The organism is Bradyrhizobium sp. LB14.3 (assembly GCF_040547985.1).
Classification (GTDB): domain Bacteria; phylum Pseudomonadota; class Alphaproteobacteria; order Rhizobiales; family Xanthobacteraceae; genus Bradyrhizobium.
Genome location: NZ_JBEPQT010000002.1, coordinates 253,958 through 274,565 on the forward strand (window position 1 = coordinate 253,958; position 20,608 = coordinate 274,565).

The 20,608-nt window shown below is 63.4% G+C and carries 20 protein-coding genes; 8 read left to right on the top strand and 12 right to left on the bottom strand.

The features are described from left to right. Positions 1-51 precede the first annotated feature (51 nt). From ABIB00_RS04905 to ABIB00_RS04915, 3 genes are read left to right on the top strand one after another with little or no spacing between them, the layout of a single operon-like run. Positions 52-1,158, top strand: coding sequence for a DUF2336 domain-containing protein (locus ABIB00_RS04905; RefSeq protein ID WP_247440479.1), 1,107 nt, complete (start codon positions 52-54; stop codon positions 1,156-1,158). Further along, complete coding sequence (locus ABIB00_RS04910; RefSeq protein ID WP_247346643.1) at positions 1,155-1,475, top strand: PilZ domain-containing protein; 321 nt, start codon at positions 1,155-1,157, stop codon at positions 1,473-1,475. The genes ABIB00_RS04905 and ABIB00_RS04910 overlap by 4 nt, the downstream gene beginning before the upstream one ends. 50 nt (positions 1,476-1,525) lie before the next feature. Beyond that, positions 1,526-2,647, top strand: coding sequence for an HD-GYP domain-containing protein (locus ABIB00_RS04915; RefSeq protein WP_354048806.1), 1,122 nt, complete (start codon positions 1,526-1,528; stop codon positions 2,645-2,647). A 52-nt stretch (positions 2,648-2,699) separates the two neighbouring features. Here ABIB00_RS04915 and ABIB00_RS04920 read toward each other — a convergent pair whose 3' ends face one another. Beyond that, positions 2,700-2,903: a hypothetical protein gene (locus tag ABIB00_RS04920; protein ID WP_247346629.1), complete on the bottom strand. Its 204-nt coding sequence runs from the start codon at positions 2,901-2,903 to the stop codon at positions 2,700-2,702. Between the two features lie 144 nt (positions 2,904-3,047). After that, on the bottom strand, positions 3,048-3,725 hold the full coding sequence (locus tag ABIB00_RS04925) for a nitroreductase (RefSeq protein WP_354103585.1): 678 nt from the start codon (positions 3,723-3,725) through the stop codon (positions 3,048-3,050). A 116-nt stretch (positions 3,726-3,841) separates the two neighbouring features. On the opposite strand from ABIB00_RS04925, the gene ABIB00_RS04930 reads away from it, so the two are divergent. Continuing rightward, entirely contained in the window at positions 3,842-4,804 is a 963-nt protein-coding gene (locus ABIB00_RS04930; RefSeq protein WP_354103586.1) for an alpha/beta hydrolase, read from the top strand. 118 nt (positions 4,805-4,922) lie between these two features. Beyond that, a complete protein-coding gene (locus tag ABIB00_RS04935) occupies positions 4,923-5,171 on the top strand; it encodes a hypothetical protein (RefSeq protein ID WP_354103587.1) in 249 nt (82 codons plus the stop codon). A gap of 100 nt (positions 5,172-5,271) precedes the next feature. On the opposite strand, the gene ABIB00_RS04940 is transcribed toward ABIB00_RS04935, so the two are convergent. The 3 genes from ABIB00_RS04940 to ABIB00_RS04950 all read right to left on the bottom strand — a co-directional run bounded on the left by ABIB00_RS04940 (position 5,272) and on the right by ABIB00_RS04950 (position 9,574). Then, entirely contained in the window at positions 5,272-6,147 is an 876-nt protein-coding gene (locus tag ABIB00_RS04940; protein WP_354103588.1) for an MBL fold metallo-hydrolase, read from the bottom strand. A 67-nt stretch (positions 6,148-6,214) separates the two neighbouring features. Beyond that, positions 6,215-7,837 (bottom strand): ABC-F family ATP-binding cassette domain-containing protein, encoded by a 1,623-nt coding sequence (locus ABIB00_RS04945; RefSeq protein WP_247440463.1) that lies wholly within the window; start codon positions 7,835-7,837, stop codon positions 6,215-6,217. 135 nt (positions 7,838-7,972) lie between these two features. Beyond that, positions 7,973-9,574, bottom strand: coding sequence for a multicopper oxidase family protein (locus tag ABIB00_RS04950; protein ID WP_354103589.1), 1,602 nt, complete (start codon positions 9,572-9,574; stop codon positions 7,973-7,975). A gap of 234 nt (positions 9,575-9,808) precedes the next feature. Here ABIB00_RS04950 and ABIB00_RS04955 point away from each other — a divergent pair, with 234 nt between their 5' ends. The 3 genes from ABIB00_RS04955 to ABIB00_RS04965 are packed head-to-tail and all read left to right on the top strand — an operon-like array spanning position 9,809 to position 13,727. Further along, on the top strand, positions 9,809-12,580 hold the full coding sequence (locus ABIB00_RS04955) for a xanthine dehydrogenase family protein molybdopterin-binding subunit (protein ID WP_354103590.1): 2,772 nt from the start codon (positions 9,809-9,811) through the stop codon (positions 12,578-12,580). Beyond that, positions 12,577-13,101: a (2Fe-2S)-binding protein gene (locus tag ABIB00_RS04960; protein WP_354103591.1), complete on the top strand. Its 525-nt coding sequence runs from the start codon at positions 12,577-12,579 to the stop codon at positions 13,099-13,101. Before ABIB00_RS04955 ends, ABIB00_RS04960 begins: the two co-directional genes overlap by 4 nt. Before the next feature lie 8 nt (positions 13,102-13,109). Beyond that, positions 13,110-13,727, top strand: coding sequence for an Isoquinoline 1-oxidoreductase subunit (locus ABIB00_RS04965; RefSeq protein WP_354103592.1), 618 nt, complete (start codon positions 13,110-13,112; stop codon positions 13,725-13,727). A 64-nt stretch (positions 13,728-13,791) separates the two neighbouring features. On the opposite strand, the gene ABIB00_RS04970 is transcribed toward ABIB00_RS04965, so the two are convergent. The 7 genes from ABIB00_RS04970 to ABIB00_RS05000 form a co-directional block, all read right to left on the bottom strand. Then, a complete protein-coding gene (locus ABIB00_RS04970; RefSeq protein ID WP_354103593.1) occupies positions 13,792-14,331 on the bottom strand; it encodes a P-loop NTPase family protein in 540 nt (179 codons plus the stop codon). A gap of 231 nt (positions 14,332-14,562) precedes the next feature. After that, a complete protein-coding gene (locus tag ABIB00_RS04975) occupies positions 14,563-15,972 on the bottom strand; it encodes a DUF1254 domain-containing protein (protein WP_354103594.1) in 1,410 nt (469 codons plus the stop codon). 51 nt (positions 15,973-16,023) lie between these two features. Beyond that, positions 16,024-17,448: a DUF1254 domain-containing protein gene (locus ABIB00_RS04980; RefSeq protein WP_354052964.1), complete on the bottom strand. Its 1,425-nt coding sequence runs from the start codon at positions 17,446-17,448 to the stop codon at positions 16,024-16,026. 362 nt (positions 17,449-17,810) lie between these two features. Further along, the gene (locus ABIB00_RS04985; protein WP_354103595.1) at positions 17,811-18,518 is read right to left on the bottom strand and encodes a GrlR family regulatory protein; all 708 of its coding nucleotides are present in this window, start codon (positions 18,516-18,518) and stop codon (positions 17,811-17,813) included. 291 nt (positions 18,519-18,809) lie between these two features. After that, a complete protein-coding gene (locus tag ABIB00_RS04990; RefSeq protein WP_007591825.1) occupies positions 18,810-18,959 on the bottom strand; it encodes a hypothetical protein in 150 nt (49 codons plus the stop codon). A 102-nt stretch (positions 18,960-19,061) separates the two neighbouring features. Beyond that, positions 19,062-19,883 (bottom strand): tetratricopeptide repeat protein, encoded by an 822-nt coding sequence (locus ABIB00_RS04995; protein ID WP_354103854.1) that lies wholly within the window; start codon positions 19,881-19,883, stop codon positions 19,062-19,064. Between the two features lie 32 nt (positions 19,884-19,915). Continuing rightward, the gene (locus ABIB00_RS05000; RefSeq protein WP_354103596.1) at positions 19,916-20,599 is read right to left on the bottom strand and encodes a substrate-binding domain-containing protein; all 684 of its coding nucleotides are present in this window, start codon (positions 20,597-20,599) and stop codon (positions 19,916-19,918) included. Positions 20,600-20,608 lie beyond the last annotated feature (9 nt).

The window sequence follows — 20,608 nt, forward strand, 5'->3', positions numbered from 1 at the left end:
CAATGGAGGTCATTGGTTAGTCGAAGTTCATTTTGAATACAGGCCCCTGCCATGATGGCAAATTCGCCTGCTGATGTTCTGGTTGAACTGGAAGATGCGGTCGCAACGTGTCCGCTGGACCGCTGCGCACGGATCCTTTCCGGTATTGTGCAGTTGCTCACTGGCAGCGGCGACCGATCTCAGGAATTGCTCTGCGGTGTGGTCGACAGCGTTCTGCTGCGTTTGACGGAACGGGTCGATGCCATTGCTCTGATTCAGCTCAGTGCCGCGCTTGCCGAACTCAAGGCGGCTCCGCCGGAGACGTTGCGGCGGCTCGCCTCGCACGCCGATGCGAACGTGGCGTGTCCCGTCCTGCTCAGATCTCAGGCACTCGCCGCAGCCGACCTTGTGGTGGTCGCAGCCTCCAGTGGCGAGCGGCATCTACGCGCGATCGCCGCCCGCAACGCGATCGAGCCGGCCGTGACCGAGGCGCTGATCAGGCGCGGCAGCTCGATCTGCCTTGCCCTGATCAAGAACCCGGGGGTCGAATTTTCCGACGCGGCTTATGACGCGCTGGTCGCGAAGGCCGAGCAGGACGGCGAGATCATGAAGGCGCTGGCGCTGCGGCCCGGCACGCCCGACCTGGTCGTGCGAAGGCTGCTCTCGGCCTCACCCGGCCCGACGAAGCCAGCCAAGCTCGACGCATCGGCAGTTTCGCCCGCGCAGGTTCCAGCACCGGCTCCGCTCAAGCCCGTCTGTCCGGCCGACTATGCGGGCGCACGGCCGGAGATCGTCGCCCTTAACCGCGTCGGCAAGCTCAACGATTCCACGGTGAACCGCTTCGCGATCCGCGGCGAGACCGCCAACCTGTTCACGGCGCTGTCGGTGCTGTCGACGGCTCCGATCGAGATTGTCGAGCAAGTCATGACCGATGACGACTGCGAGGGGCTGGTCATGGCCTGTCGGGCGTCACGGCTGAACTGGGCAACCACACTTGCGATCCTCACCAATCGCAGCGGCACACGGCTGTCCTTTGCCGAGCGCGAACGTGCGCAACACATCTTCGAGACACTTCTTCTGTCGACCAGCCAATGGAACGTGCGCTGGGGAGAAATCGCAGCAAGCGCCGGTACAAGCGATCGGGGAAATCGCGGCGCGAAAATGGGGGTTAACCGATGAAGTTCGATGGTCGCAAGGCGCTTCGCGTGCGGATGGATCACAAGCAGGGCGTCAAGCTGATGGGCTCGGACGGCACCTGGCGACGCAGCTGCATCCTGCTCGACGTGTCTCAGAGCGGCGCGAAGATCGAGGTTGAAGGCACGCTCGACGTGCTCCAGGCCAAGGAGTTCTTCCTGCTGCTGTCCTCGACCGGTCTCGCCTTCCGGCGCTGCGAACTGGTGTGGATCGACGGCACCACGGCCGGCGTTCACTTCATCACCGCAGATAGCAAGAAGAAACCGGCAGCAGCCGCGCAGACTGCCGCTCAGAGGAAATAGGCCCAAGGATTCATCAGCCCCATCCAGTTCCAGCATAATTCAGGTCAACCGTGCAGAACGCGCGAACCATATCCCGCCCGGTCAAAAGCGACGGCGGCATCCGAGAGAAGGAAGCGGCACGCGCGTTCGTGCATGTGCTGGCTGATTCCTCCGACAAATTGTCGAGCGTCTGTTCGATTCTCGCGCAACGGTTTGCCGTCGCAGGCGAACGGCTCGACGCGGAAGCCAAGCTGTCCCAGGTGCCGTTCGCGATCGTCATCCGTGCGGAATTGCGTGACGTTCACACCGTTGCGGCCATCAAGAAACGAGCCGCAAAGCTCGCGAAGGCGACGAAGCGCATCTTCCTGGTCGAGCACTCCTCTCACATGAGTATCTCGCAGGCCTACGCGCTCGGGGCCACGCTCGTCCTTCCCGGGACGATCGACAAGATCAAGCTGCTGGCAGCGCTGGCTGATCCCGCCGAAGAGGCGTCTGCTTCCTCAGGTCACGCGCCGCAGCCGGACAATGCAGTCGAAACCGCGGCGACCGCCATCGCTTCGATGTTCACGGCCGTCACGCTCGGCGAGCCCCTTGACGTCGACGGCACGAAGGAAGCCGGCCGCCAGATCGCCGATCGCATCACCCAGCATGGCCTGTCCGAGTGGCTCACCACGGTGCGGCGCCACCACGAGGGAACCTACCAGCATTGCCTGCTCGTGACCGGCGTGGCGATCGACTTCGGGCTGAGTCTCGGCGTGGGCCGGGCCGATCTCGAGCGGCTGTATTCGGCCGCCATGTTCCACGACATCGGCAAGGCGCAGATCCCGCTCGCGATCCTGGACAAGCCCGGCCGCCTCGATGCGGACGAGCGCACCATGATCGAGACTCATCCGGCGGCGGGCTACGACTTCCTGAAGGATCACGAGAAAATATCTCCGGAGATCCTCGACGCCGTGCGCCACCATCACGAATTTCTCGACGGCAGCGGCTATCCGGATGCGCTCGGGGCCGAGAGCATCGGCGACGTCGTGCGGATTCTCACGATCTCGGACATCTTCGCGGCCCTGATCGAGTATCGGCATTACAAGCCGACCCGGCCACGCGGCGAGGCCTATGACATTCTCTGCGGGATGAGCGGAAAGCTGGAGAAGGCACTGCTGACCGCGTTCAGGCAGGTCGCTCTCACGAGGTGAGCGCAGCAACCCGTCTCGACCCAAGTCTTGTGCCCAAGTCTAGTGCCCAAGTCTAGTGCGCGGCGCGATGTCTGGCGCGGCGCGGGATGGACCGGCAGGCCAGCCCTTCGGCCAGCAGCTTCATGTCCTCGTGCCGACCGCTGCGGATCAGCCGGCCGAGTTCGTCGGGTGTGAAAGGAAGAGTTGGATCATCATCGATCGGGCGCCGCACCCGCGGGCCGAAGAACCGCCGAACCAGGCTAGCCAGCCGCCGCATGTCAATTCCCTCGCGCCAGCAACAAACCTCTCAGTCGGCATATTGTTCCTCCTGCATGATCGAGATTGCAAGAGGCCGCTTGGCTCTACGCCCAAAAAAATCGTCGAGAGAATAATCTCCTCTACGTGCACTACTCGACGTGCACTACTCGGCGAATCCGACATAGCGAACGAAATCGTCGTTGCCCTCGCGGTCCGAGCGCACCGCGTTCGCGGCAAAGTTGTCGTCGGGATAGCCCATCGCGACGCAGGTCATGATCACCTCATCCTCCGGAATGTTTGCGACCTCGCGCACGACGTCGGAGCGCATGATGCCCTGCCCGTTGATCACCGAACCGAGACCGCGGTCCCAGGCCGCGAGCACGATGCCGTAGCAGAGCGCGCCCAGATCGAAATGGCAGACTGCGCCGGGATCCAGCACGCGATCATACGTCAGCACCAGCGACACCGGCGCGTCGAACTGGCGGAAGCCGCGCAGCACCCAGTCCTGCCGCATCGGCTTGTCGTCGCGCGCGATCCCCATCGCGCCGAACAATTGCTTGGCGATGTCGACCTGCCGTATCCGGTGAACGCCCTGGTACTCGCCGTGGCTGACGATGTCGCGCTTGACCTTGGCGCCGCCGACCATTTCTTCCATGTTGCGCCGGCGTAGCTGTTCCAGCGGGCTGCCTGTGAGCACGTGGACATGCCAGGGCTGGGTGTTCATCGACGACGGCGCACGCTTGGCGCTGTCGATGATCGCCTCGATCACCGCGCGCGGCACCGGCTCGTTCCTGAAGCCACGCACGCTGCGGCGCGACTGGACCAGCGTTTCGAATTCCACCTCAAGACCTCCCTGCCCGTTCATCCCCTGGCATCGCAACATGCGAACGGTTGCCGATGCGGCGCGCAATATCTATGCTAACCCGCAAGCAAGACCAAGAACCCCGTGAGGATCCCATGGCCGCACCGCTCGACCCCGTCATCGCCCAGATCATTCCGCTGCTGCCGATGCGCGATCACACGACGATGACGCCACAGAGCGCCCGCGATTCCTTGCGCGCACTGGCTGCCTCGCGCGCGGCCATAGCGCCGCCGCCGGTCGACATCGTCGCGGATATCAAGGTGAAAGGCGGCGCCGGCCCGCTCGATGCACGGGTCTACCGGGTCGGCACCAATCCCGCGCCGACCGTGGTGTTCTTCCATGGTGGTGGCTGGGTCGCGGGCGACCTCGAGACCCATGACCGGCAGGCGCGCAACCTTGCGATCGAGACCGGCGCCGTCGTCATCTCCGTCGACTACCGGCGTCCGCCGGAGACGTGCTTTCCCGGCGCCTTCGAGGACGCCTTCGCCGCGGTCAGCGACATCTTCAACCGCGTCGCGGAATTTGGCGGCGATGCAAAACGCCTCGGCGTTGCCGGCGACAGCGCCGGCGGCAATCTCGCCGCCACCACCGCGATCGCCTGCCGCGACGCCGGCATCAAGCTCGCCGCGCAACTCCTGGTCTATCCCGTGACCGACGTCGTTGGCAGCTATGCGGACGCGCGCGAGAACGCGCCCTTTCCCTCGCGCGCCGAGAATGCCGAAGGCTACTTCCTCTCGCGCGCCGTGATGGAGTGGTTTTGCGGTCATTATCTCGCCGATGCGGCTCACGCGACCGACTGGCGCGTTTCACCGCTACGCGCCACATCGCTCGCCGGCGTCGCGCCCGCGATCGTCACCACTGCCTGGTACGATCCCCTGCGCGACGAGGGCGCGGCCTATGCACGGGCGCTGGAGGCGGCCGGTGTGCGGGTGAAGCATCATGAGGGCGCCGGTCTGATCCACGGCTATTTCGGCCTCGGCGACGCCTCCGAGGTGGCGCGCGCCGAAGCGCAACGTGCACGCGCGGACTTCAAGGCGCTGCTCGCGCGGGGCGTTTAGGCGCGCGCCGGGCGGAGAAAAATCCGCAATGACGGTCGTGGCTGCACCGATCCTGCTTGATTGCGCCACGATTCCCGGTTCCAATCCGCTCGCCATCTTTTGGTTTAGGGAGACAATCATGATGAAGCGGATTTTCCTGGCTGCGATCGTTGCCACCTTTGCAGCGGGTTCGGCTTTCGCGGACGACACCTGCGAGAGCAAGGCGGTCGGCAAGGACGGCAAGGCGCTCGCCGGTGCGGCGAAGACGTCGTTCATGAAGAAATGCAAGGCGGACGCCTGCGCGCCAAAGGCGGTCAGCGCCGATGGCAAGCCGCTCGCCGGCGCCGCCAAGAATAGCTTCATGAAGAAGTGCGAAATCGGCGCGTAAGACGCGAACTGCGAATTGGATGCGTCTTTAGCGAACGGTTGCTCCACGAACTCGTCATGCCCGGGCTTGTCCTGGCTTGTCCCGGGCATGACGGCGAAAGTCACTCCCGCTTGAAGCGATAATCGAACGCTCCACCGAGCGGCTTGATCAGCCCCACCGTCGGCGTCGGGAAATGCACCGGCAGGATCAGCGTGTCGGTATCGGCAACGGAGGCGAAAAACTTCCGCCGTGACACCGCTGATTGCCTGGCATCCCAATCCGGCTTCGCCGACCAGTCCGGCTCGCGGCACTGAATCTGGTGATGCATGAGATCGCCGGCGACCACCGCCCGCTGGCCCTTTGAGAAAATGTTCACGCAGCAATGACAGGGCGAATGCCCCGGCGTCGGCGTCAGCGTGACGGTGTCGTCTAACGCGTAATCATCATCGACCAACAGCGCCTGCCCGGCTTCGACGATCGGCAGGCAATTGTCGCGAAACACGGTGCCGGGCGGATTGCTGCCCTTGGCATTCTCCGCCTCCCATGCCGCATACTCACCCTTGTGGAAGACGTATTTCGCATTCGGAAACGTCGGCACCCAGCGCCCGTCGCGCAAGCTCGTATTCCAGCCGGTGTGGTCGATGTGAAGATGCGTGCAGAAGACGTAGTCGATCTGCTCGAAGCCGATGCCAAGCGCGAACAATTCGTTGCGCCAGCGCTCCTTGCCGGGAAAATCGAACGGCGGCGGATGACCCTTGTCCTCGCCGGTGCAGGTGTCGACCAGGATGGTGTAGCGTGGCGTGCGCACCACAAAGGTCTGATAGGTGATCACCATCATGCCGCGCGCGGCGTCGAACACCTCAGGCTCCATCGTCGGCAGATGGCGCTTGAACACGCCCTCGTCATAGGCCGGGAAAAAATCCTGCGGCCGCCGCCACGGCCCTTCCCGTTCGATCACCGCATCGATGGTGATGTCGCCGATCCGGAGTTGCTTCATGGTTCGCTCCCCTTTTTTGAAGGAGCGTAGCGGGCGGCAGCAACGCGTCAAGGCGCATAGCGGAATGCTAGCTCCGCAGCCCCGGCGCTTCCTGCCCCGTGCGCGCGACGTATTCCGTATAGCCGCCGCCAAACTGGTGGATGCCCTCCGGTGTCAGCTCCAGCACGCGGTTCGACAGAACGCTGAGAAAATGCCGGTCATGCGAGACGAACAGCATGGTGCCCTCGAAATCCGACAGCGCCGTGATCAGCATTTCCTTGGTGGCGAGATCGAGATGGTTGGTCGGCTCGTCCAGCACCAGAAAATTCGGCGGATCGAACAGCATCTTGGCCATCACCAGGCGTGCCTTCTCGCCGCCTGACAACACGCGGCAGCGCTTCTCGACGTCGTCGCCGGAGAAGCCGAAACAGCCGGCGAGCGCGCGCAATGATCCCTGCCCCGCGGTCGGAAACTGTTCCTCCAGCGACTGGAACACGGTGTGCTCGCCGTCGAGCAGGTCCATGGCGTGCTGGGCAAAATAGCCCATCTTGACGCTGCCGCCCACCGCCACGGTGCCCTTATCGGGCTCGCTCGCGCCGGCGATCAACTTGAGCAGCGTCGACTTGCCGGCGCCGTTGACGCCCATCACGCACCAGCGCTCGCGGCGGCGGATCATGAAATCGAGGCCGTCATAGATGCGCTTGCTGCCATAGCCCTTGTAGACGTTCTTCAACGCCACGACGTCCTCGCCCGAGCGCGGCGCGGGCAGAAAATCGAACGCCACGGTCTGGCGGCGGCGCGGCGGCTCGACCCGCTCGATCTTGTCGAGCTTCTTCACCCGGCTCTGCACCTGAGCGGCATGAGACGCGCGCGCCTTGAAGCGCTCGATGAACTTGATCTCCTTGGCGAGCATCGCCTGCTGGCGCTCGAACTGCGCCTGCTGCTGCTTCTCGTTCAGCGCCCGCTGCTGCTCGTAGAACTCGTAATCGCCGGCATAGGTCGTCAGCGAGCCGCTATCGATCTCGACGACTTTCGAAATCACGCGGTTGATGAACTCGCGGTCGTGCGAGGTCATCAACAGCGTGCCTTCGTAATCGTGCAGGAATTTTTCCAGCCAGATCAGGCTTTCGAGATCGAGATGGTTGCTCGGCTCGTCGAGCAGCATGACATCGGGCCGCATCAAGAGAATGCGAGCGAGCGCCACGCGCATCTTCCAGCCGCCGGAGAGCTTGCCGACGTCGCCGTCCATCATCTCCTGGCTGAAGCCCAGGCCTGACAGCGCCTCGCGCGCACGGCCGTCGAGCGCGTAGCCGTCGAGCTCCTCGAACGCGTGCTGCACCTCGCCGTAACGCGCGATGATCTCGTCCATCTGGTCGGCTTTGTCGGGATCGGCCATCGCCGTCTCGAGCTCGCGCAACTCGGCGGCCACCGCACTCACCGGTCCTGCCCCGTCCATGACCTCGGCCACGGCGCTGCGACCGGCCATCTCGCCGACGTCCTGGTTGAAATAGCCGATGGTGATGCCGCGATCGGTCGAGACCTGCCCCTCGTCGGGCAGTTCCTCGCCGGCGATCATCCGGAATAGCGTGGTCTTGCCGGCGCCGTTCGGGCCGACAAGGCCGATCTTCTCGCCCTTATTGAGGGCGGCAGAAGCTTCGATGAACAGGATCTGGTGGCCGGCTTGCTTGCTGACGTTGTCGAGGCGGATCATGGGGTCTTTTTGGGGGGATTGTTGCGTTGCAGCGTCATAGGCCATGCCGGCCGCCAGGGGAAGCCCGGCCGGGCCGGATTCCGCCGTCGCCGGCCCCCAAACTCGCGCAATTCGACAAAGAATCAGGGCTTGGGCTTAGGGCTTGTAGACCTCCACGGTCTGCATCATGCCCATCTCCTCATGGTTCATCATGTGGCAGTGGAGCATATAGACACCGGTGAAATCGATGAAGCGCGAGCGGAACACGACCTCGCCGCCCTTGCGCTCTACGATCACGGAATCCCGCCATTCCGGCACGGCCAGCGCCTTGCCGTTGACCGACACCACCTGGAACGGATTGGTATGGATGTGAAAGACGTGGTCGTCATGCTCATGCGTGTTGACGATGGTCCACTCCTCGACCGCGCCCAACTTGACCCGCTGATCGATGCGGCCGGGATCGAACTTCTTGCCGTCGACGAAGAACTCGAACTCCTGCCAATGGCCGGCCGCATCGGCCTCAGGCGCGGTTGCCGACAAAGTCACCTTGCGACGGTTGGTGATCTCGGAATCCTTGATGGTCGCGAGCGGCGCCGGCGGCAGGGCGCGCGGCAGCTTCATGTCCATCGGCGCGCCAGCCACGACGACCCGCGCCAGCGGCCCGACCGGCGAAGGATGCCCCTGGTCGTAGGGCGCGGCGTTGAAGGCGTAGGTGCCGGGGCCGCCTGCCTTCACCAGAATGTCCGCGCGCTGGCCGGGCGCGATCAGGACCTGCTTGAGCGACTGCATGGCGCCGAGTTGGATTCCGTCATAGGCGATCGCATGCAGATCGTGCTTCTCGAGATCGAGCAGCATGTCGTCCTGATAGGCGGCATTGAGGATGCGCCAGCGCTGCACTTCGCCCGGACGCATCTCGATCGCCGGCCGTCGTTGTCCGTTGATCGCCAGAAAGCGCGTCGCGGTCTCCGGAAACAGCGTCTCGAAATTTTCGACCATGCCCTTGGCGTCGTAGACCACCTGGGTCAGCACCAGCAGGCGCTCGCGCGCGGCCATGATCTCCGGCACACCGGCGAAATCGCCCTCGATGACGACGGCGCCCACCATGCCGCTGGACATCTGGATATCGGCGCTGCCGTGGTGATGCGGGTGATACCAATAGGTGCCGCTGGTGTGGTCGGCCGGCAGCGAGATCTCGATGTTGTAGCTGTGACCCGGCGCCATCGAGCGCATGACATTGTCCGCAATCCCGCTCGGGCTCGCATGCGCGCCGTGGAAATGGAAATTGGTGTTGTTGAACTGGTGCGGATGGCTGATGTCCGCGGGCAACCCATCGCGGTTCGGCGGCAGGTCGTTGATCATCTTGATCCGCAGCGTCTCACCGGGCTTCATCCGCAAGGTCGGACCGGGACTGCCGCCGTCGTACGACCTGACATAGAGCTTGACGCCGCCGATCTGGCGATAGGCATAGCCGACGCGCAATGTGGTGCTGAGCACGCCATTGACGGATCTGCGCACCTCGGGCTCGACCAGCGGCTGGTCCATGGCGGGAGCCGGCGTTTCCGGCACCATGCCCATGGTCGGCGACATGTCTGCGGCGTGCGAGGCGCCCGCATGGTCGTGCATGGCATGCTGGGCCTTCGCTGCCCCCGCGACCAGGGACAAGGCGCCTGCCTTGAGACCGTAATCGAGCAATTGGCGCCGCGAGAAGTTCGTCGTTTCCGCCCTGACGCGCGAGACGTCGTTCGAATCGTGCTGCATTTGCGCTTCGCCCCCGTTGCCAATCCGTCTTCTGTTTGATTCGATCCTAAAGCAAGCGCGAAACGACAATTCCATCCGGCAAGCATACCGCATTCACCGGTTGTAAACGCCCAGACCCTTTCTATCGTCGTATGACGAATCATGACGGATTCGAGCTAGCATCGGCGCGTACTCTCCGGGCGTCGATGCCGCCAGCATCATGATATTCTCGAAACCTTGTACAAGGATCTGATCATGGGGCCTTCGCGACGCGAGTTCGTGAAGTGGTTATCGGCGGGAGGCATTTCGGTCAGCCTGTCGCATCTTGCCTCGGCGGCAGGAGCTCCCTTCGCAGCACAGGAGACGCTGCCTGGACGCGGCAAGTTCAATCCCGCGACAACGGGCGCCGGCCGTGTCGACGGGGTCGCCAAGGTCACCGGCGCAAAGCTTTACGCCTCCGACTTCCGCGCCAATGATCTGCCGGGCTGGCCGCAGGCCACCTCGCACGCGATCCTGGTCCGCGCCAATGACGCCACGCATGTCTATACCGGCATGGACCTCGGCCGCCTCGGCGGCGCGCTCAAGCCGTCGGTGGTCGTGACGGCCGCCGATCTCGACCGGATCGGGACGCAGGTGCCGGAATTCTATGCGGGCGACCTGTTCTGTCCGATCGGCAAGACGCCGCTCTATCTCGGCCAGCCCGTCGCGCTTTTGATCTTCGAAAAGTTCGACGCCTTCGACCAGGCGCGCCTCGCGTTGCGCGACGGCACTTTCGTTCAATTCGGCGAGGAGACCGGGCCTGTCGTCGTCCCGGATTACGGGGCCTTCCGCTTCACCCGCGTGGCAGGTCCCTCGCCTGACAAACCGGATGTCTATTCGCCGCTTCAGGCCGGCTGGGTCTCGCCGAAGAAAGTGCAGAGCGCGGCGCTGCCGGTGTGGTCGCCGCTCGCCAAGGAAATGCCGGCGGATTACGCCAAGGCGGCGAAATATGGCGAGCAGATCCGTGCCGAGCTTGCAGCGGATGACGCCTCCATGCTGGTGCTCGACCGCGAGTTCGAGACACAATCGGTCGACCCGATGTTCCTGGAGCCGGAATGCGGGCTCGCCTGGTACGACGGCAAGGGCGGCAACCTCGAACTACTGCTTGGCGTCCAGTCGCCCTACGAGGCGGCGGAGTCGATCGCGCATCTGTTGGGCAAGGCCCGCGCGCCCTACAAGCCGGCGCACATCAACGCGCAGTTCGCCCATGTCGGCGGCGGTTTTGGTGGCCGCGATCACACACCTTTCATTCTCTATGTTGCGCTCGCGGCGGTCTGCTTTCCCGGCAAGCCGGTGCGGCTGGCGCATGACCGCTACCAGCAGTTTCAGGCCGGCATCAAGCGCCACGCGATCAAGATGCGCTCGCGCATCGGCATTGATCGCGCGACCGGCAAGATCAAGGCGTTTGCCGCCGACCACGTGCTCGACGGCGGCGGGCTCGCCCATTTCTCGGCCAGCGTCGCCGTCGTCGCGGCCACTGGCGCAATCGGCATCTACGACATTCCGAAGGTCGACGTCAGGACCGTCGCCGTGCACTCGCGCGGCGTGAGCGCGGGCTCGATGCGCGGCTACGGCATACTGCAAGCCATGACGGCGCTGGAGGTCCTGATCGACGAGGCGGCGTCCGAGCTCAAGCGCGATCCGATCGAATTCCGGCGGCGCAATGCGCTGCCCCAGAACGGCCGGACCATGACCGGCAATCCCTACATCGTCTCGGTTCGCACGCCCGAAATCCTCGACAAGCTCGAGAAGCACCCGATCTGGCAGCAGCGGGCACAGTTCAAACAGACGTCGTCGGATCGGTTGGTCGGCACCGGCGTCGCCTGCGTGACGAAAGACTATGGCTCCGGCGCGGACGGCTCGCTCGGACGCGTGGAGCTTGCCCCCGACGGCAGGATCGTCATCTATTGCGATCATGTCGAGATGGGCAACGGCATCGGCACGGCGTTGGCCAACCGGGTCGCAAGTCATCTCGGCGCCATCGCCGACGAGGTCTCGGTCGCCCGCGTCGACAGCTATGACGTGCTCGGGCTGGTCACATCAGGCGATCCCTCCACCATCGACCAGAAGACCCAGGATGCCGCCGAGAAAAACCCGCGCTGGGTGCCTGCGATCAGCTCGCCGACAAGCTCCTCGATCGGCGCGCATGTCGGCACGCATTCCGCCGCGGAAGCCGCCCGCGTCATCTTCCGCTTCGGCCTGTGGCCCGCGGCGCTTGAGCTGTGGCGCATCGCAAGGACTGATCCGCGCGCGCGGCAATGGGCCAGCGCAAGCTGGCAGAACGGCCAGCTCACGATGCCGGGCCTCGGGCCGCTGGCCCTCCCTGCGCTCGCCGCAACTGCGCATGCGCGCGGCTTCGTCACCGGCGCAGTCGCCCACAGTTTTTCGCGCTGGGCGTGGTCGCGCGCACGCTTTCCGCTGTCCGGCGAGCAATACCGCGCCGACATCGACGCGCTCGCGATCCGCCGCGCCAATGGCAAGTTCGAGCGGATCAACCGCGTCAGCGTCAAGTTTCCGCCGACCGACAACAACCGGATCGGCACCGCCTACACCTCGATGTGCGGCACGGTCGTCCGCGTCGAGATCGAGCGCGCAACCGGCGCGCTTCGCATCGCCAAGGCCTATAGCGTGTTCGAATGCGGCACCGCGCTGGTGCCCGAGGTGGTGATGGGTCAGGCCCAGGGCGGCTTCGCCATGGGCGTCGGCTACGCGCTGCTCGAAACCCTGCCCCCGTTCGAGGGCGGTCCCGGCAACGGCGAATGGAATCTCGGGCGCTATCTGGTCGCACGCGGATCCGACCTGCCGCTCCGCGATCTCGAGATCGAGATGCTGAAGCCGCAGACAACAGACGAAGCACCGAAGGGCATGGCGGAGGTCGTGATGATCCCGATCGTGCCGGCGCTGATCAACGCCATCCATGACGCCACCGGCCACCGCTTCCGCGCGCTGCCGGTCACAGCAAACCTCTTGAAGGGAGTGCTCGCGTGACCACCCTCAGCCTCACCATCAACGGCCGGAAGCACGGCCCGATGGACGTCCGCGACGACCTCTCGATGAACGATTTTTTGCGCGAGATGCTCGGGATGACCGGGACAAAGTTCGGCTGCGGGGCTGCGCAGTGCCTGAGCTGCGCCATCATCGTCGACGCGCCCGACGGCACCAGCACCACCAGCCCGACCTGCGTCGCGCCCGCCGTGTCGTTTGACGGCAAATCGATCCGCACCGTCGAGGGCCACGCGCAAGGCGGCCAGCTCTCGGTGCTGCAACAGGCCTTCATCGATCATTTCGCTTTTCAATGCGGTTATTGCACCGCCGGCTTCCTCAATGAGGGCCAGGTCTTGCTGGAGCGCCTGTCGCGGACACCGGTCGCGCGCGAGGCGCTGGAGCAGACCATCGCAGACGCGCTCGACGGCCATCTCTGCCGCTGCACCGGCTACATCAAATATCACGCGGCGGTGCGCGACGTGGTCCTGGCCGATTCAAACCGCTACCTCGTGGCCGTCAAGTGACACGCGCCATGATCTCCGACGTGCGGTTCAAGCTGATTGCCATGGTCGCGGCACTCGCCGGCAGTCTCAGTGCGGGCTACGCCGCCTCGGAAAGCGCGGGCCATGCGCTGGCCTCACCGGAAAGCTTCGCCGGCATCACTGAGACCGAGAAGCGATCGGCTGCGATCTTCACCGAGCTCGGCAAGGTGCTGACGCATCCGCGCTGCACCAATTGCCATCCGGCCGGCGACAGGCCGCACCAGGGCGACAATGCCCGCCTGCATCAGCCGCCGGTCACACGCGGCGCCGACGGCCTTGGGCTCGACGCGATGCGCTGCAACACCTGCCACCAGAAGGCCAATTTCGAGCCCGGCCGCATGCCCGGCCATCCCGACTGGCATCTTGCTCCGCGGGAAATGGCCTGGGAGGGCAAGACCATCGGCGAAATCTGCGAGCAGATCAGGGATCCCGCGCGCAATGGCGGGCGCAAGGTGGAAGACCTGATCGACCATATCGGCAAGGACACCCTCGTCGGCTGGGCCTGGAAGCCCGGCTTCGGCCGCTCGCCCGCGCCGGGCACGCAGGAGCAGGGCGGCGCGCTGGTGGAGGCCTGGGTGAAGACCGGAGCGGCGTGTCCCGCGCCGTGACGCGAAGACGAGCACCTATCAACTCAATGTCGGCTTCCGAGGCTGAAGCGGCCTACTTCGCAGCCTAAGGCCTAAAACTTGGATCAATATTGGTCGTCCCGTCTCGCGACTTATCGATCAATTGGGCAACTTGTTCTCGGCTCTCTAGCCGCAACTTCGTACCTGGGAAATCGTTGAACAGCTTAGAGTGACCAGCAAACGACGAAGGTGTCTGCCGAGTCCAGTAGGCCTCCGCCCACTTCATCAGTTCGGCGGCGTCATGATTTGTTGCTCCTCGCCGTAGACCGCGAGCCAGCAGACCGGCGCGGCAAAGGCTCCAGGGAAAACCTAGCCAAATGAGAGCGGTTGCTTTGGGAAGGGCGACTTCCGCAAGCCATCCGAATGCACCTTCGATGATCCAGCGCGGCTGACCTGAAATATCGAGAACCATCTTTCGCGCGACGGCTTCATTTCGCTTTGAGCCAAAGCCACCGTCTTGCCGGTGCAACAGATCAAGATCAATCGCGGGGATGTCGGCGAGAATCGCAACGGCTTCGGCCAACGTGCTTTTGCCTGAGCCGCTGTTTCCAATAATTACCGTACGTTCGATCAGAGGTTCAGGCATTCAATTTGCAGATGGTAGTCCTGCCTCATTGCCGGATAATATTTCGGTCGCTCATTATCGACATGACCTAGTGAAGCCGCAAGGGCGCGCGATGTCCGTTGCGGGTCACAAGCGCCTCTGGGCTCCACGCGGCGCGACTTCGCTCGACTCCCCACTCCAGACCTGCCGCTGCACTGCGCCAACCGACGCGATGGGCCAATAGCAGAAGTGGTCACCGGGATGATTCCATTCTTATCCTGCTCGCTGCAGCGGCGGTCGCTCCCACTTGTCTTCCACCGCTGCTTCTTTCGGCCAATAGAGGCGCATGATCATGGAGAACGGCCCCCTGGGGGCAGGCAGCCAGTTGGCTTCCTTTTCCTTACCCGGGGTTTCGTTCTGGATGATCAGCGTCAGCCCGCCGTCGGCATCGCGCTTGAGCTGCGGCAGCATCGGTGAATTGATCAGATAGCGGTCGATTGGGTTGGCCACCAGCAGACTCTGCGGCTCATCATACATGGTCAGCGACCAGAACGCATTGACGGGCGGCAACTGGCCCGGCGCAAAGCGCATGGTGTAACGGCTGGTGCCGTCCAGCTTCTGCTTCGTCGCATCCACGTAATAAGCGGGATACATCGCCTCCTGCTTCGAATTGCCGTAGATACCGAGCACGGCGGCACCCATCCGGTAGAGGTAGTTGTTCTTCAGATACTGCCGCGTGCCGAAGACGTCGCCGGAGGCCAGCTTTCTCTCTTCAAAATCTTTCTTCAGGCCGGCGAAGGCAACCCAGGCATCGGCCATCCCCTGCTCGATGGCCGTCTTCATCTCGGGCGAGAGCTTGCTCGCGTCGAAGGTCTTGCCCGCGCCGACGCCGATCCTGGCGAAGCGCGCCATCAGCGCTTTCTCGGATGGGACCGTTGGGCAGAATTGCAGGACGAAGTTCAGGATGTTGAAGAACTGGAGTGAGGTCTTCTCCTCTGCAGGTGTCAGCGGTTTGATGAAATCAACGGCCGGGGCGGCGATGGGTGCAGGCTGGCCCAGAAACGCGGATAGCGGCTGTACCTTGTAGCCGGCCTGGACCTTCTTCACATTGTCGATGTCCTCAGGCTTGAAGAGCTGCGTGCGATAGGTGGGGATCGCCAATTCCGTCTCGCAACGAAACACTTTCTTGATGCCCTTCGGCGTTGCGCCTTTCCAGTCGGGCCCAGCGAGCAGGAAGCTGCCGCCTCCGTTGCCGGTCGCGCGTGTGCCGATGTAGTCGAAGTTGAAGGTGTAGTAATCGATCAGCTGGACGCTGAAATAGCGCTCCTTTTCGATCGCCGGCACCGTGAGCACGAGAGGTTCGGAGCGCAGGTCCGCGCCGATGAATGAGTAAGGCGTATCCGAGTTGGGTGTCTGAATCGCCTTGTCCGCGGGTGTAAAGACACGCGCGCTGTTCCATATCTGGTTAAAGGGCCCCTTGTATTCCGGGTTCGTCTTATCCATCCAATATGCATGCTGGATGCGGTAATTGTCCACGATCGGGAAGCCGTAGATATAAGCCTCCTTCGCAATGGCGCGGGCTTCTGCCGGACTGATGCCGGCCTGGGCGCGGGCTGCCGAGGAATGGAGTGCAGGGAGGACAGCAATCCCGCCGACAAAGCCTCTGCGTGTGATGCCCTTCATGTCTAAACCTCTCCGCTTCGTTCGAGTCGAACTGCCATGTCAGGTACGAATCTATGAGACCTTCTTGATGTCGGGCGGTTGCCATGCGCCTGTGCCCGGCGGCAGGATCGAGGGTGCTTCGGTCTTCGGCCAATAGAGCCGCATGACGAGGTAGATGTCCCCGTTCGGTGCAGGCAACCAATTGGATTCTTTGTCGGCGCCCGGTGATTTGTTCTGAATGTAGAGCGTCAACGAGCCGTCGGCGTTCATCTTCATGCCCGGCAGCATCGGCGAATTGATCAGGTAGCGGTTGATCGGGTTTTCGATCAGCAACTGCGTCTTGCCGTCGTACATGGTGACAGACCAAAAGGCGTCCACCGGCGGGAATTGTCCGGCAGGAAAAGTGAGGGTGTATTGGTGCTTCGAGCCGTCGAGGACCTCGCCATCAGCAAGCGTCTTCGTCATTGGATAAACGGCCTCGACCGCGTCGTTGCCATAGATGCCGCCCTTGGCTGCGGCAGCACGCTTCAGCCAATCGCCATTGTAGAACTGCCGGTCCCCGAATAATGATCCGATTTTCCATCCATTGACGTCTTTCTGTCCGCTGGCCAGATACTTTTCAACCTTCTCTTCGCCGTCTTTCATCCCCAGCCCGATTTCAAGCTTGTGCGTGATCGGAAGATTCTTGAATTCGAAGGTCTTGCCTGCACCGACGCCAATGCGCGCAAGCTTGGCGCGAATTTCCTTTTCCTCTGGTCCGGCTGGCGCGAACTGCAAGGCGAAGTCGAGATACTCGAAGAAGTTCTTCTTCACTAACTCCGCATTGGCCTTGGGAAAGTCGATCGCGGGCGCAGCGGGCGGTGCCGGCTGGTTGAGATAGGCCGACAAGGGTTGCGCCTTGTAGCCGGCCTGGACCTTCTCAACGTTCGGCATGTCTGCAGCATTGAAAAGTTGCGTGCGGTAGGCAACGGCCGAAAACTGCGTTGAGGACTGGAAGACCTTTTTGATGCCGGGCGGCGTGGCGCCCTGCCAATCGGGACCGACAACCATATAGTCACCTGCCTCGCTGCCGGTTGCGCGGCTACCGACATATCCGTAATTGAACGTATTGCCGTCGCACAGCATCACCGAATAATAGCGGCTCTTCTCGACAGCCGGCACTGAGAGAACGATCGGTTCGGCACGCAGATCGGTCCACAAGATCGAATATGGCGTGTCGCTATTGGGGGTTATGACGGCCGTGTCTTTGTAGGTGAAGACCCTCGCCTCGTTATTGATCTGATTGAACGGCGCCTTGAATTGTCCCGAATTCCTGTCCACCGCATACTCGTCCATCACCGCGTAGTTCATGACGATGGGCAGCCCGTAGATGAAACCTTCCTCGGCGATGGCCTTTGCCTCACGGATATCCGGCCATTGCGCCTGTGCAACTTTGGGCGACAATGCACATATCGATCCCAATAAAGCAGCGGCCAGCGCTCTCGCTCGAATAGTCATGTGAATCTCCCATACCGACGCGCACGCAAAAATAGTGCAGCGATGATCATTCTCGGAATAGCTTTGGCGGTCTATGCGAAAACGGCAACTTGCCGCAAGGCATTGTGGTTGCTGGATTAAAACGTGAACTGAAAAGCACTTTCCCAATACTGCCCCGCAAATTCGTTCTGAAAAGGCCGCTTTGGGTCAATCGCGTCGGTTCGCCCCTGCGGCGATGACTTCCGGTCTGACTGGGCAAGTGGACAAGGTCAGATCGGACCGGCACGTCTCGAACGGGCCCACTTGCCGACCTCGCCGTGAGTGGCACGTCAGGCCGCTTTATCCTCTCAAGCGGGACCATCCCAGATCTTTGGATAACCGTCCTAGGCCCGCCGCATCAGCTTGAGCGAGGCCGCCAGCCGTAGGCTGCGCTTGCCGGCGAGCGCGATGCCTTCGAGCTCGCCGCTGTTGGCCGTGCAGGTGCCGGAGAAGCCGATCCCGACCTCGTAGCCGCCGAACACGGGGTTTTCGCCTTTCGCCGGCGTATGCTCCTGGTTGAGCATCTCGCCCTTCCAGCGGCCGTCCACCGAGGAATAGGAGCCGAGATAGTAGAAGAACGCATCTCCGCCCAGGATGCGTCCGTCGATCAGCAGCATCACGCCGGAGAGTCCGGCATCGACACCGTCGAGCGCGCGCAGGCCGACGCCGTAGAGCCCGTTGGCGATGCCACCCGCTCCGATCGTGCCGCGTGGCGGCAGCGCTCCATCGTCGAGCCGCGTCAGATTGGCCCAGAAATGCCCCCCCGGCATGGTGTCCGCGCTGCCCGCGAGGCGAATCTGGTCGCCGATTAATCGCCCGCGTGCGCCGATCGAGGCGACGTCCGCGCCCATCAGCGGCTTGTGATGAGGATCGTCGTTATGCCGTTCGGTGATCACTTCGGCTACGATCTCGCCGTTGTCGCGCTCCTGATACGTTCCAAGGTGCGCGAACGCCGAATTGCCGCCCAGCATCTTGCCGTCATGCAAGCACATGATGCTGCGGCCGAACGCATCGTGGATGCCGTATTCAACCTTGTAAAGTCCGTCCAGCAACGCAATTGACCTGTAAAATAAAATGGAATAGCGGGCTAACTAGCACCGCCGCCGCACCAAGGCCATCCGGCTTTTCCGCGCAGGGCCATTCGCGGAGCCACGCTTGCCATGATGCCATCATGCCCCTGTTTTGCCCGACGGAGCAAGTTGCTTTCGCTAAATCCGCAATGAGCGATTTCACCCAAAAGGGTGATTTCAGCAGCCAAGTGATTTCAACGACTTGGCTACTGTGCATGGGGTTGTTTTTCGACTTTTTTGTTGCGGCCGGCGCTGGACGGCCCTCCTCATGCGTCAGTGACGCTTGAAATACTGCACCTCGCGCTCGTGCTTTTCGGCCGCAGCTCTGCTTCTGAATGTGCCGAGGTTGCGGCGCTTGCCGGTCTTGGGATTCACCTTGCGTGAATAGAGGCGGTATTCGCCGGATGCCAGTTTGCGGATCATAGTTGCACTCCGTTCTGTCTCGCCATCAACAGTGTACGGACGAGCCAGGTTCCGTCACGCTTGCCTGCCAACGGCCGAAAGACCGCTTCCCTCCGGCGACGCTCAGAAGCACAGCGTGGTGACGAGCTTGCCCTGCTTGTCCTTGATCGCATAGGGACAGCGCAGCCGCTCCAGCGCCTGCTTGGCATCCTCGTCGCCGAGCGCTGCGGCGCGCTCGTAATAGGATTTCGCGGCGTCCTTGTCCTTTGGCCCGCCGCGGCCTTCCTGCGCGAAGGCGCCCATCCGCTCCAGCGCGCCGGGATGGTTTTGCGCCGCCGCTTTCTCGAACAGCGCGCGCGCCGCGGCGTCGTCCTTCGCACCGCCTGTGCCTTCGGAGAGCATCACACCGAGCTGGTACTGCGCCTCCGCATTGGTCTCGGCCGCCTTGCCGAGCAATGCGCGCGCCTGCGCGGGATCGGCCGGGGCGACGCCGCCGGTACCGCCGAGCGCTGCGAGATTGCTGACGCCGCGGGGATTGCCGGCCTGCGCCGCCTTCTCGAACAATTTGCGCGCCTGCGCTTCATCCCTGGCGACGCCGGAGCCGGTGCCGTAGGCCACACCGAGCTCGACCATTGCCGCACTCGATCCCTTGTCGGCAGCCTTGCGCCAGGCAGCCATCGCTTCGGCCGTCTGCCGGTTGGCCGCATAGGCGCGGCCGAGCGCGAACATCGCGCGCCGCGATGACGACGCGGCCTGCTTGCAGAATTTGATCGCGGTCGCGACGTCGGAAGCTGCAATCTCCGTCACGCCTCTCATATCGGTCGGCTTGTCGGGATCGCTGGGATCGGCGGCGACCCGGTCGCACAGGACGAGATCGGCCGATTGCGCATGCGCCGACACCGGCGCCGCAAGCGTGAGGAGGATGGCAACGAGGAAAGTCCGCATGGACACTACGCTGGGTCCCCGCCCCGGCAAATTCAAGGCTCGAGTCCCGATTGGCGCAGCACGGGGACGACCTCGGGCGATGCCAGGTAGCGCAGCAGCCGGTCCGCTGCGTCGGCTTGCTTCGCGCTGGCCATGCGGCCGGCGGAGAACACGGCCGGCGTTTGCAGGTCGTGCGGGATCGGGCCGATCACCTCGATGCCTTCGACCTGCTTCAGCTCGCTGATCTGCTGCACGGCGAGGTCTGCTTCGCCGCTCACGAGCCGCTCCGCGGTAAAGCCTTGCTCGACGATAGCAGCCTTGGCGTTGATCTCTGCCGCGATCCCCATCCGCACGATCAACTGCGCGAAATAAACCCCGCTCGCACCCAGCCGCGAATAGGCGACGGACCGCGCCGCGAGCAGCGTCTTGCGCAATGCGGCTTCGCTGGAGATGGTGAGATGTACTTGCCCTGCCCGCACCGCGATGCCGACAAAGGAGCGCGCCAGGTCGGCCGCGCTTTCGGCGACCACGCGGCCCTCGCCGATCATCTCGTCGAGCCCCTCACGGGTGAGGATCACGAGGTCGGCGGCCTCGCCGTCGCGCAGCCGCTTCAGCAAGGCCAGGGTCGGCGCGAAGTCGGCATCGACATGGATGCCGGTCGCGGCTTCGAAGGCGGAGGACAGGCTGCGCATCGCGCCCATCAGGCCGAGCGTCGAGAGCATGCGAATGTTTTCCATGAGCGATTC

Coding starts and splice junctions, on each gene's coding strand:
- ABIB00_RS04905 (WP_247440479.1), top strand. CDS start 52: ATGATGGCAAATTCGCCTGCTGATGTTCTGGTTGAACTGGAAGATGCG.
- ABIB00_RS04910 (WP_247346643.1), top strand. CDS start 1,155: ATGAAGTTCGATGGTCGCAAGGCGCTTCGCGTGCGGATGGATCACAAG.
- ABIB00_RS04920 (WP_247346629.1), bottom strand. CDS start 2,903: ATGCGGCGGCTGGCTAGCCTGGTTCGGCGGTTCTTCGGCCCGCGGGTG.
- ABIB00_RS04930 (WP_354103586.1), top strand. CDS start 3,842: ATGGCCGCACCGCTCGACCCCGTCATCGCCCAGATCATTCCGCTGCTG.
- ABIB00_RS04935 (WP_354103587.1), top strand. CDS start 4,923: ATGATGAAGCGGATTTTCCTGGCTGCGATCGTTGCCACCTTTGCAGCG.
- ABIB00_RS04940 (WP_354103588.1), bottom strand. CDS start 6,147: ATGAAGCAACTCCGGATCGGCGACATCACCATCGATGCGGTGATCGAA.
- ABIB00_RS04945 (WP_247440463.1), bottom strand. CDS start 7,837: ATGATCCGCCTCGACAACGTCAGCAAGCAAGCCGGCCACCAGATCCTG.
- ABIB00_RS04950 (WP_354103589.1), bottom strand. CDS start 9,574: ATGCAGCACGATTCGAACGACGTCTCGCGCGTCAGGGCGGAAACGACG.
- ABIB00_RS04955 (WP_354103590.1), top strand. CDS start 9,809: ATGGGGCCTTCGCGACGCGAGTTCGTGAAGTGGTTATCGGCGGGAGGC.
- ABIB00_RS04965 (WP_354103592.1), top strand. CDS start 13,110: ATGATCTCCGACGTGCGGTTCAAGCTGATTGCCATGGTCGCGGCACTC.
- ABIB00_RS04970 (WP_354103593.1), bottom strand. CDS start 14,331: ATGCCTGAACCTCTGATCGAACGTACGGTAATTATTGGAAACAGCGGC.
- ABIB00_RS04975 (WP_354103594.1), bottom strand. CDS start 15,972: ATGAAGGGCATCACACGCAGAGGCTTTGTCGGCGGGATTGCTGTCCTC.
- ABIB00_RS04980 (WP_354052964.1), bottom strand. CDS start 17,448: ATGACTATTCGAGCGAGAGCGCTGGCCGCTGCTTTATTGGGATCGATA.
- ABIB00_RS04990 (WP_007591825.1), bottom strand. CDS start 18,959: ATGATCCGCAAACTGGCATCCGGCGAATACCGCCTCTATTCACGCAAG.
- ABIB00_RS04995 (WP_354103854.1), bottom strand. CDS start 19,883: ATGCGGACTTTCCTCGTTGCCATCCTCCTCACGCTTGCGGCGCCGGTG.
- ABIB00_RS05000 (WP_354103596.1), bottom strand. CDS start 20,599: ATGGAAAACATTCGCATGCTCTCGACGCTCGGCCTGATGGGCGCGATG.